This is a genomic window from Nonomuraea sp. NPDC051298 (assembly GCF_055586305.1).
This window is the reverse complement of record NZ_JBVJIM010000002.1, coordinates 55,887-66,803: the sequence shown is the minus strand read 5'-3', so window position 1 is coordinate 66,803 and position 10,917 is coordinate 55,887. Positions and strand designations below refer to the sequence as shown.

Sequence of the window (10,917 nt, the reverse complement as noted above, 5' to 3'; positions counted from 1 at the left end):
GCGACAGAAAATAAGGAGGAGGACGCCGATGGCGACAGCCACCACGCACGGCGCACGCGAGCACGCCCGCGCCCAGGAGGGCACCGTGGTCCCCGCCATGCCACGCGTACCGGCCCCGGAGGGTTTGACCTGGTCGGAGACGGTCGCGGGCGGCAACTACACACACCGTGCCCTGGCCCGCGGCACGGAGCTGACCCTGACCGACACCACCGGCGACGCCTGCGCCCACCTGCTGCTCCACGTGACCGACCGCCCCTGGGAGCGACTCAACATCGCCGACACCGTCAAGGTCCTGTGGAACGCCTACCCCGGCGCGGGGCACCTCCTGCTGTCCGACCAGGGCCGCGTGCTGGCCTCGGTGCCGGAGTCGACCGCCCCCGCCGACACCATGTGCGGCGTCTCCACGCTGCGCCGCAACACCGAACGCTACGGCGACGGCGCCCCGCAGAGCGCCTCGCCCGCCGGCCGGGAGCTGTTCAAGCTGGCCGCGGCCAAGCACGGGCTGAGCCCGCGCGACCTGCCGCCCTCCATCTCCTTCTTCCAGGGCGTCCACGTCGACCCCGACTCCGGACGCCTGGAGTTCACCGGCCCGGCGGGCCCCGGCGCGAGCGTCACGCTCCGCGTGGAGATGCCGGTGACCGTTCTCATCGCCAACGCCGCACACCCGATCGACCCCCGTCCCGGCTACTCCTGCGGCCCGCTGGAGGTCGCCGCCTGCTCCGGCAGGCCGACCGCGCCCGGCGACGCGCTCTGGGAGGCCACCCCCGAGGGCCGCCGCGCGTTCGAGAACACCGCCGACCACCTCACCGCCAGGGGCCTGCGATGACCGACGTGACCGTGCCCGCCCGCGCGCCCTGGTCCTCGGTGGTCCGGGCCGGAGGCCACCTCACCATCACCGACCTCGGCGGCAACCAGGCCGTCGACTGCCTGGTCTACGACGCCCACGACACCGCCGTACGCTACAGCGCCCAGGACACCGTCCACGCCCAGGGCGGCATCTTCCTGACCACGGGAACGGTGCTGCTGTCCAACGAGCACACGCCGTTGCTGACCGTCGTCGAGGACACCTGCGGCCGGCACGACACGGTCGGCGGGGCCTGTTCCAAGGAGTCCAACACCCTGCGGTACGGCCAGCACACCTGGTCCCAGCACGCCTGCGTGGAGAACTTCCTGGCCGAGGGACTGCGGCACGGCCTGGGCAAGCGCGACCTGGTCAGCAACGTCAACTGGTTCATGAACGTCCCGGTGGAGGCCGACGGCACCCTCGGCATCGTGGACGGCATCTCCGCCCCCGGCCTGCGGGTGACGCTGCGCGCCGAGACCGACGTCCTAGTGCTCGTCTCCAACTGCCCGCAGATCAACAACCCGTGCAACGGCTTCGACCCGACCCCGGTGAGGATCACGATCCAGTGAGCATGACTCTCCTGATCGCCAACCGGGGCGAGATCGCCGTGCGGATCATCCGCACCGCCCGCCGGATGGGCCTGCGGACCGTCGCGGTCTACTCCGACCCCGACCGCGGCGCCGCGCACGTCCGGCTGGCCGACCACGCCGTCCGGCTCGGGCCCGCCCCGGCCAAGGACAGCTACCTCGACGCCGACCGGGTGCTGGACGCCGCGATCGCGTCCGGCGCCGACGCGCTGCACCCCGGCTACGGCTTCCTGTCGGAGGACGCCGCCTTCGCGCGCCGGGTCGAGGCGGCCGGTGTGGCGTTCGTCGGCCCCACCCCTGAGCAACTGCGGCTCTTCGGCGCCAAGCACACCGCCAGGGACGCGGCCCGCGCGGCCGGCGTCCCGCTGCTGCCCGGCACCGGACTGCTCGCCGAGCTGCCGGACGCGCTGAGCGCCGCCGAGCGGATCGGCTACCCGGTGATGCTCAAGGCCACCGGCGGCGGTGGCGGGATCGGGATGCGGGCCTGCCGCGACGCGGCGGAGCTGGCCGAGGCGTGGCAGAGCGTGCAGCACGTGGCCTCGGCCAGCTTCGCCACCGCGGGGGTGTTCCTGGAGCGGCTCGTCGAGGGCGCCCGCCACGTCGAGGTGCAGGTGTTCGGCGACGGCCGGGGACGCGTCGTGGCCCTGGGCGACCGGGACTGCTCGCTGCAGCGCCGCAACCAGAAGGTGCTGGAGGAGGCGCCCGCCCCCGGCCTGCCCGACGCGGTGCGCGACCTGCTGGCCGACAGCGCGGTGCGACTGTGCGAGTCCGTCGGCTACCGTTCGGCCGGGACGGTCGAGTTCATCTACGACCCCGTGCGGCGGCTGCCGTACTTCCTGGAGGTCAACACCCGCCTGCAGGTCGAGCACCCGGTGACCGAGGCACGCTACGGCGTCGACCTGGTCGAGTGGATGCTACGGCTGGCGCGGGGCGACAGCTCGCCGCTGGACGCGGGAGCACCGCGGCCGCGCGGCCACGCGGTCGAGGCCCGCGTCTACGCGGAGAACCCGAGCAAGGACCACCGGCCGAGCGCCGGGCTGCTCACCCGGGTGGAGTTCCCCGACGACGTCCGCGTGGACACCTGGGTCGAGACCGGGACCGTGGTCACCACCTCCTACGACCCCCTTCTGGCCAAGGTGATCGCGTACGGGCCCGACCGCGAGACGGCGCTGGACCGGCTGGGCACCGCCCTGGAGGCCACCCGGATCGACGGCGTCGAGACCAACCTCGCCCTCCTGAGGACGGTCGCCGAGGACCCCGCCGTACGGGCGGCCACCCATCACACCGCCACCCTCGCCGGGATCGGCGACAGCTCACGGCGCGTCGAGGTCCTGCGGCCGGGGACGCTCACCACGGTCCAGGACTGGCCGGGCCGCACCGGGTACTGGCAGGTGGGCGTGCCGCCGTCGGGCCCGATGGACGACCGCTCCTTCCGACTGGGCAACCAGGCGCTCGGCAACGAGCCGGGCACGCCGGGACTGGAGTGCACGCTGCGGGGTCCCGCGTTGCGCTTCACCCACGCCACCACGCTCTGCGTCACCGGCGCGCCCGCTCCCGTCACCGTCGACGGCGCGCCCATCCCGATGTGGGAGCCGGTGACCGTCGCCGCGGGCGCCACGCTCGACATCGGGGCCCCGGGGACCGGCATGCGTACCTATCTGCTCGTCGCCGGTGGCCTGGACGTGCCCGCCTACCTGGGCAGCGCGGCCACGTTCACGCTCGGCAACTTCGGCGGCCACGGCGGGCGGGCGCTGCGCGCGGGTGACGTGCTGCGCGGCGGGACGGTCCGCGAGGGCCTGGCCGGGACCGGCGGAGCGTGGGAGCCGGGCACCTGGGAGATCGGCGTCGTGGAGGGGCCGCACGCCGCGCCCGAGTTCTTCACCGACGACGACATCGCCGATCTCTACGCCGCCACCTGGAAGGTGCACCACAACTCGGCGCGCACCGGCGTCCGGCTCATCGGCCCCAAACCGCGCTGGGCCAGGCCCGACGGCGGCGAGGCCGGACTGCACCCGTCGAACATCCACGACACGCCCTACTCGGTCGGGGCGATCGACTTCACCGGCGACATGCCGGTCGTCCTCGGACCCGACGGGCCCTCGCTGGGCGGCTTCGTCTGCCCCGCCACCGTCGTGACGGGCGAGCGGTGGAAGCTCGGCCAGTTGCGGCCGGGTGACACGGTGCGCTTCGTCCGCCTGCCCTCGGCGGTCGGCCGGCCCGGTGACGGAGGGGTGCTGGCCCGCCGGGGTGACGTCACCTACCGGCGGAGCGGCGACGACAACCTCCTCGTCGAGTTCGGCCCCATGGAGCTCGACCTGGCCCTGCGCATGCGGGTGCACGCCCTCGCCGAGGCGGTGGAGTCGGCCCGGCCGGCCGGCGTCGTGGACGTCACCCCCGGCATCCGCTCGCTCCAGGTCCACCTCGATCCGGCCGTGCTGGCGCAGGAGCGGCTGCTCGGCACGCTGATGGAGCTGGAGGCGGCGCTGCCGCCCGTCGAGGAGCTGGTGGTGCCCTCGCGCACCGTGCACCTGCCGCTGTCGTGGGACGACCCGGCGACCCGCGAGGCGATCGAACGCTACATGGCAGGCGTACGGGACGACGCCCCCTGGTGCCCGTGGAACATCGAGTTCATCCGCCGGATCAACGGGCTCGACAGCGTCCAGGACGTCTACGACACCCTCTTCGAGGCCGAATACCTCGTGCTCGGGCTCGGCGACGTCTATCTGGGGGCGCCGGTGGCCGCACCGCTGGACCCGCGGCACCGGCTGGTCACCACCAAGTACAACCCGGCCAGGACCTGGACCGCCGAGAACTCCGTCGGCATCGGCGGCGCCTACCTGTGCGTCTACGGCATGGAGGGGCCGGGCGGCTACCAGTTCGTCGGCCGCACGGTGCAGGTCTGGTCGTCCTACCGGCCGGGCACACCCTGGCTGCTGCGCTTCTTCGACCGCATCCGCTGGTACCCGGTCAGCGCGCGGGAACTGCTCGACCTGCGGGCGGACATGGCGGCCGGGCGGCTGGAGCTGAAGATCGAGGAAGGCTCGTTCTCGCTGGCCGACCATCACCGGTTCCTGGCCGCCCACGCGCCGTCCGTCGCCGCCTTCCGGGAACGGCAGGCGGCGGCCTTCGCCGCCGAGCGGGCCGCGTGGGAGTCCTCCGGCGAGTTCGCCCGGGACCCCGAACCCGCCGACCCGTCCCTCGACCCGCCCCTCGTTCCGGCAGAGGTCATCGAGGGAGGGGTCGCGGCCGAGTTCGCGGCCGGCGTCTGGCAGGTCGTCGTCACGGCCGGCGAGCGGGTCCAGGCGGGCGACAGGCTCGTCGTGCTGGAGGCGATGAAGATGGAGTCGGCCGTCACGTCCCCGGTGACCGGCGTGGTCGAGCGGGTCCTGGTGCGGCCCGGCGATCAGGTCGAGGCGGGGACCGTACTGGTCGTGGTGAGAGGAGAGCGGGCATGACGGCGACGAACCGCGTACGGCGGGCACAGGGGCGCGGCGCCCCGGCCGCGGTCGACAGGGTGCGACGGGCCTACGCCCGCATCGCGGAGGTGGACCGGCCCGAGGTGTGGATCACCCTGCGCCCGCAGCAGGAGACCGAGGCGGAGGCCGCCGGGATCGACCCGTCCCTGCCGCTGGCGGGGACGCTCTTCGCGGTCAAGGGCAACATCGACGTCCTGGGCCTGCCCACCACGGCGGGCTGTCCCTCCTACGCCTACCTGCCCGAGCAGGACGCCGAGGTGGTGGCCCGGCTGCGCGCGGCGGGCGCGGTGGTGCTCGGCACCACCAACCTCGACCAGTTCGCGACCGGGCTGGTCGGGACGCGCAGCCCCTACGGGGCGGTGCGCAATGCCCTGCACCCCTCCTACGTCTCCGGCGGATCCAGCTCCGGGTCCGCGGTCGCGGTCGCGCTCGGGATCGTGGATTTCGCGCTCGGCACCGACACCGCCGGCTCGGGAAGGGTCCCTGCGGCCTTCAACGGGATCGTGGGGCTGAAGCCGACCTACGGGCTCGTCCCTGCCGACGGCGTCGTACCCGCCTGCCGGAGCCTCGACTGCGTCACCGTCTTCGCCCGCTCCCTGCCCGAGGCCCGCCGCGCCTTCGCCGTCATGGCCGCCTCGCCGCTGACGGCGGCGGCGGGGGTCGTGCCGTCCAGACGGCCGGGGCCCTGGCGGGTGGCCGTACCGGACGTGGACGCGCTCGGCGAACTCGACCCCGGCTGGGCGGCGGCCTTCGAACGCGCCGCCCACTCGCTGCGCGGCGTGCACCTGCTCTCCATCGACCCCGATCCCTTCCTGCGGGCCGCGGAGCTGCTCTACCAGGGCGCCTTCGTGGCCGAGCGGCACCGCGCGGTCGGCGAGTTCGTCACCAAGGGCGGCCCGGACCTGGACCCCACCGTCGCGGGCATCATCACGGCCGCCGGCGCACTCCCCGCGCACCTCCTGTTCGCCGACCAGGAGACCCTCGCGGACCTGCGCGCCCAGGCCATGGCGAACCTCGGGGACGCGGACGCCGTCCTGCTCCCCACGACCCCCGGCCACCCGACTCTGGCCGAGGTGGCCGCCGAGCCCCTGGCCGCCAACGCCAGGCTCGGACGCTTCACCAACTCCACCAATCTGTTCGGCCTGTCCGCCCTGGCCGTACCGGCGGGCACGGTCGGCAGGCTTCCCTTCGGCGTGATGCTGCTGGGCCGTCCGTACGCCGACGACCACCTGGCGGCGATCGCCGAGACCCTCCGTCCGCCGCTGCGCCTGGCCGTCGCGGGCGCCCACCTCAGCGGCCAGCCGCTCAACCACCAGCTCACCGAACGCGGCGCCGACCTCGTCGTCACCACGGCCACCGCCGCGGCCTACCGCCTGTACGCCCTGCCGACCACCCCGCCCAAGCCGGGCCTGGTCCGCGTGGCGCAGAACGGAGCGCCGATCGAGGTCGAGGTGTGGGAGCTGCCACCCGACGGCCTGGGGAGCCTGCTCGCCGAGGTGCCCAGGCCGCTCGCGCTCGGCCAGGTCGAGCTGGCCGACGGCAGCACGGTGACCGGCTTCGTGTGCACACCGGAGGGCCTGGCGGGCGCGACCGACATCACGGCACACGGCGGCTGGCGAGCCTACCTGGCGGCGGACTGAGAGCGCGCCTTCGGTGGCCTGAGGCGGACGGTCACCGGGTGACGTCAGTGAGCGGGACGCCGTTCGCTCCGGCGAGGCGGGCGAGCACCGCGTCGTTGCCGGTGGCCTTCGCCTCGGCGAGTTCCTCTCGGGTGACGCCCACCGCGGTGACGAACTCGACCTCGCCGTCAGGGGCGTAGATCACGCCCAGGTGCGGGTCGGTGACGAACAGCAGCGCGCCGAGCCTGCTGGTCTCCGGCTCCTGGCCGACGCCGAGCAGGCCGTCCAGGTCGCTGAACCCCCACGTGACAAGCAGCCAGCAGCCGTCCGCGCGGTGCGCGCTCAGCTCTTGGACGCCCGCACCCATCGGGATGCCGGTCGCCCAGCGCAGCGGCTCGTCATCGGGGAGGTGTGCGCCTCCAGCGCGGCGGCGATCGCCGTTCGGCTGCCCTGGCGCGGCCGGGGGACGCCGCCGTGCAGGTAGGCGTCCATCAGCCCGCCCCAGAACGTGTCCGGCGCGAGAGCACGCTCGTCACAGGTCCTCAGGTCGGCGATGAGCTTCTCGAGGTACGGGCGCGCCTCGTCCGGGGACGCCCCGCCCATCTCCTGCGCGCACAGCTCGATTCGGTGCAGGAACTCCACGAACGCGCCGAGCGAGGCGTTGATGGTCTCGGGCTCGGGGGTCGGCACGCCGTCCTCCAGCGCGAGCAGGAAGACGTTGCCGCTCTCCAGCTCCACGACGTAGCGGATCCGATCGTCGGTACGGCCCTTACCGAGGATCATGAAACGCGCGGGCCGCTCCGGCGTCTCGGCATCGAAGACCGTCAGGGCATCGAACGGACCGTTCACGTGCATCGTGAAGAGAACGTCGGCGGCGACCGGCAGGCCGACCTCGCTCAGCAGCTCCACGTCCGCCGGCCGGAAGCCGTGCCGCTCGGGGGCGGGAGACGGTCAAGATCGTAGTGCTGCTTCGCCCTCCCCGCCTTTTCTTCTCGTCCTGACGCTCGGGCCTCCGGCGAGGTTACGATCGCCGTACACACTCCTATGCACGGGGAGGGGTCGGCATGGACATGGCAGCCTTGGCCAGTCAGCTCATGCCATACCTGAGCGCGGCGATCGGTGCTTACGGGGCGGCTTTGGCAGCCAAGACCCAGGACGCGCTCGCGGACGAGACCATCGTCCTGGGACGACGCGTGCTCCAGCGCATCCTCAAGCGAGAGCAGTCACGCGAGCAGATCGAGTCCGCCGTCAACGATCTCGCGCAGGCCCAGTCGGGCTCCGGCGCCGAGGACGTGGACGACGCGTCGGCGGCGCTGCGACTCCAACTGAGGAAGGCGCTGACCGCCGATCCCGGGATGGCCGCGGAGATCGCCAGGATGCTGCCGGTCGCCGCGCCGCCGAGCGGGGTCACCGCGGTGGGCCAACGGGTCGCCGTCATCGGCGTCAACGTCGGCGTGGTGCAGCAGGGCGACGATTCCACCGCCTCGCGATGACCGGTCCTCCCGCCCCCAAGAAGGCGGCGGCACGCGGTGAACGCGCCGCCGCGATCGTCGACAACAGCGGCATCACCCAGCAGGGCGACCACGCGGCCGCGAGCCAGGTGCACGCCGACCACGTGGACACGATGCACATTCACAGCACACCTCCGCCCATGCCGCCGTCGCGGGAGAGGTCTCCGGACACACCCGACCAGGGCAGGCGACGGCTTCTCGTCACGGCCACGGTGGCAGTGGTGACAAGCGTCCCTCTGGTCGGCGGCGTGTCCTGGCTCTGGCAGAGCCTGACCCGGTTGACGCCGGTGTTCGGCGGAGGCTGGGAGGGCCTGTTCACCAGCGAGGAGATCGGGGAGGTCTTCCACCGGGAGCGGCTCGATGTCGACGTCAACAATCTCTCCGGCATCGACATGACCTACATCCAGGGCCAGGACCTCGGCCGGTACCACTTCTTCCTGTGCCCGGCCGACACCATCGCCGCCGCGGTGAAGAACAACTTCAGGGCGTCGGGACAGTCGCCCTCGAACCCCCGGCTGATATTCCAGGCCCCCATGGTGGTGCTGGTCCACCGGGCCCTGCTGGACTGTCTGGTGAACCAGTCTCTTGTCCGGCCCGAGAACGGCTTCTACATCTTCGACGTCCTGCGCTATCTGGACCGCCGGTTGACGGAGATGAACTGGACCTGGGGCAGTATCGGCGCGCCCGAAGGGATCACGCAGGAAGACTCCCAGGTGGAAGTGGTCTCCGGCGCCCCGTGTTCGGCCGGTGGCGGTGATCTCTACCTCAGCCTGCTCATCCACGCGCACCGGAGGAAGTACGGCACCGATGAGCCTCGTCTGATCAGCGATCTGCGGCGATTATTCCAAAATAGCTGGCCGCCCAGCAGCTTCGGCCTGTTACAGGAGTTCTTCTCCAGCCACCAATATCCGATGGCCTTCGTCTACGAGCACGACGCGCTCAAGTATCTGGCGGACCAGCAGGGGATATCCCCCGACGACTACCGCCTGCTCTACCCCGATCCGGGGGTGATCTCCAAGCACATGTTCGTCGGCCGCGACGACGAGGACGGGAGCGAACTCGTCGGCGATCTGCTCACCTCGCGCGAAGTGCAGCAGATCATGGCGCGGAGATTCTTCCTGCGTGGCGCCGACGCCAGGCTCTTCGAACAGGCCGTCACCGCACACGGCCTGACCGGCTGCATCCGGCAGGGCGACGCCCTCGGGTCCTTGGCCCTGCCGAGCCCTTCCGACATCGCCCCGTTCCCCCGCCCGGACCTCATGGTCGAATTCAGGAACGAGATCGTGGCGTGCGCCTGAACCGGCCGGTAGCCCGGTGGGCGGGCATCGTGGCAGCGGTGACGTCGCTCGTCCTGGCCACCGGGCTGTGCTCGTCGCGGAACCTGGACCGGCCGGAGCGGATCACGATCCTGGCCGCTCCCGAACTGATGGAGCTGGGTCCCGTCCTGTCCGGCTTCACCCGCGCCGAGGGGATCCGGGTCGAGCTGCGCGAAGCCGGCAGCGCGCCGCTCGCCGCCCAACTGGGCACGCGGCCACCCGTCGACGCGGTCTGGCTGCCGACCGGCCTCGAGCACGACGGGGACGGCAACCGGCAGCTCGGCGCGGGAAGGACCATCGCCTCCTCCCCTGTCCTGCCGGCGCTGAAGGTCTCGGTCGCCGACCGGCTCGGCTGGATCGACGGCCGGGTCACCTGGAAGCAGATCGCCGAGGCCGCCCGCGGGCACCGCTTCACCTTCGGCATGAGCGCACCGGACACGGCCTTCGCCGGGCGGGCCGCCGTACTGGCCGCCGCCAGCGGTTTGACGGGGGTCATCGACTCGATCGACGACGGCGACATCTACCCGGCGGCGGGTGGGCTGCGGGCGATGTCCACCGCGCAGACCATCACCGCATCGTCCGACGCCGAGCTGGTCACCCTCTTCCTGGAATCCGGCGGCACCGGCGCGGACGGACTGTTCACCTACGAATCCCAGATCGCCCGCCTCAACGCCTCCGGCCGGCTCAAGGAACAGTTGGTCCCCATACGTCCGAGCGACGGCGTGGTCAGCGCCAAGTACGCGCTGCGCCCCCTGCTGAAACCTCGTACGCCGAAGGCGGCCGAGAGCCTGTCCCGGCTCACCGACCATCTCCTCGGCGCCGACGCGCAACGCGAGATCGCCGACCGGATCCGTCACCGTCCGATCACCCCAGGCGTGCGCCTGCCCGCGGACCTGCCCGCGAATCCGCCCACGTTGCTCAACATCCCCCGGGACCAGACCGTCGTCGACCGGCTCGTCGCCGTCTACCTGGGCCGCTACCGCTACGCCACCCGCACCGTCTTCCTGCTCGACGTCTCGGGCTCCATGCGCGGGGCCAAGACCGCGGAGTTGCGCCGGGCCGCCGCGGCCTTGGCCGGCACACCCGTGGCCCACACGTCCGCGGTCGCCGCCGACGAACAGGCGATCTTTCTGCCATTCGCCTCCTCCCCCGCCGAGCCCGTGCTCATCAACCTGTCCGGCGCCCGCCCCTCCCGGGGCCGCCAAGCCGTCAGCGACTTCCTCGCCCGCCTCAGACCAGGGGGATACACCGCGACCTACGACGCCCTCGTGGCCGGGCTGCGGGAACTGGCCAGGATCGGCACCGACGATCGCATCCTCTCGATCGTCCTGATCACCGACGGCCTGAGCAACAGAGGCCGCACCCTGTCCGACTTCCTGAGCTACCACGACGCCCTTCCGCCCGATCTCGAACGGGTGCCCGTCTACCCGGTGCTGGTCGACGGCGCCGACGCACGGTCCATGCGGAAACTGGCCGAACACACCGGCGGCCGGCTGCTCGACGCCCGCCGCACCAACCTCGCCACCGCCTTCAGCACCTACCGGGCCCAGCAATAGGCGCTGCT

The 10,917-nt window shown here is 72.4% G+C and carries 8 protein-coding genes and 1 pseudogene; 7 read left to right on the top strand and 2 right to left on the bottom strand.

What is annotated here, in order from left to right:
- Window positions 1-28 precede the first annotated feature (28 nt).
- Genes ACZ6S0_RS05415 through ACZ6S0_RS05400 form a run of 4 tightly spaced genes read left to right on the top strand, consistent with a single transcriptional unit; the run spans window position 29 to window position 6,547 of the window.
- Window positions 29-826: an urea amidolyase associated protein UAAP1 gene (locus ACZ6S0_RS05415; protein WP_465913515.1), complete on the top strand. Its 798-nt coding sequence runs from the start codon at window positions 29-31 to the stop codon at window positions 824-826.
- Window positions 823-1,413: an urea amidolyase associated protein UAAP2 gene (locus ACZ6S0_RS05410; protein ID WP_465913513.1), complete on the top strand. Its 591-nt coding sequence runs from the start codon at window positions 823-825 to the stop codon at window positions 1,411-1,413. Before ACZ6S0_RS05415 ends, ACZ6S0_RS05410 begins: the two co-directional genes overlap by 4 nt.
- A gap of 2 nt (window positions 1,414-1,415) precedes the next feature.
- Window positions 1,416-4,886, top strand: a complete 3,471-nt coding sequence (locus ACZ6S0_RS05405; protein WP_465915205.1) for a 5-oxoprolinase/urea amidolyase family protein — start codon at window positions 1,416-1,418, stop codon at window positions 4,884-4,886.
- Window positions 4,883-6,547: an allophanate hydrolase gene (locus ACZ6S0_RS05400; protein WP_465913510.1), complete on the top strand. Its 1,665-nt coding sequence runs from the start codon at window positions 4,883-4,885 to the stop codon at window positions 6,545-6,547. Before ACZ6S0_RS05405 ends, ACZ6S0_RS05400 begins: the two co-directional genes overlap by 4 nt.
- Before the next feature lie 31 nt (window positions 6,548-6,578).
- Here ACZ6S0_RS05400 and ACZ6S0_RS05395 read toward each other — a convergent pair whose 3' ends face one another.
- Together ACZ6S0_RS05395 and ACZ6S0_RS05390 are read right to left on the bottom strand one after the other, a co-directional pair.
- The gene (locus tag ACZ6S0_RS05395; protein ID WP_465913508.1) at window positions 6,579-6,893 is read right to left on the bottom strand and encodes a suppressor of fused domain protein; all 315 of its coding nucleotides are present in this window, start codon (window positions 6,891-6,893) and stop codon (window positions 6,579-6,581) included.
- Window positions 6,869-7,450, bottom strand: a pseudogene (locus ACZ6S0_RS05390) (SUKH-4 family immunity protein); the annotation flags it as partial. The pseudogene ACZ6S0_RS05390 and the gene ACZ6S0_RS05395, both read right to left, overlap by 25 nt.
- A gap of 140 nt (window positions 7,451-7,590) precedes the next feature.
- On the opposite strand from ACZ6S0_RS05390, the gene ACZ6S0_RS05385 reads away from it, so the two are divergent.
- Genes ACZ6S0_RS05385 through ACZ6S0_RS05375 form a run of 3 tightly spaced genes read left to right on the top strand, consistent with a single transcriptional unit; the run spans window position 7,591 to window position 10,909 of the window.
- Complete coding sequence (locus ACZ6S0_RS05385; RefSeq protein WP_465913506.1) at window positions 7,591-8,019, top strand: hypothetical protein; 429 nt, start codon at window positions 7,591-7,593, stop codon at window positions 8,017-8,019.
- Window positions 8,016-9,335 (top strand): hypothetical protein, encoded by a 1,320-nt coding sequence (locus ACZ6S0_RS05380; protein WP_465913504.1) that lies wholly within the window; start codon window positions 8,016-8,018, stop codon window positions 9,333-9,335. Before ACZ6S0_RS05385 ends, ACZ6S0_RS05380 begins: the two co-directional genes overlap by 4 nt.
- 38 nt (window positions 9,336-9,373) lie before the next feature.
- Window positions 9,374-10,909 carry a vWA domain-containing protein gene (locus ACZ6S0_RS05375; RefSeq protein ID WP_465913502.1) on the top strand — a complete coding sequence of 512 codons (1,536 nt, stop codon included), beginning with the start codon at window positions 9,374-9,376 and terminating at the stop codon, window positions 10,907-10,909.
- The last annotated feature ends 8 nt before the right edge of the window (window positions 10,910-10,917 follow it).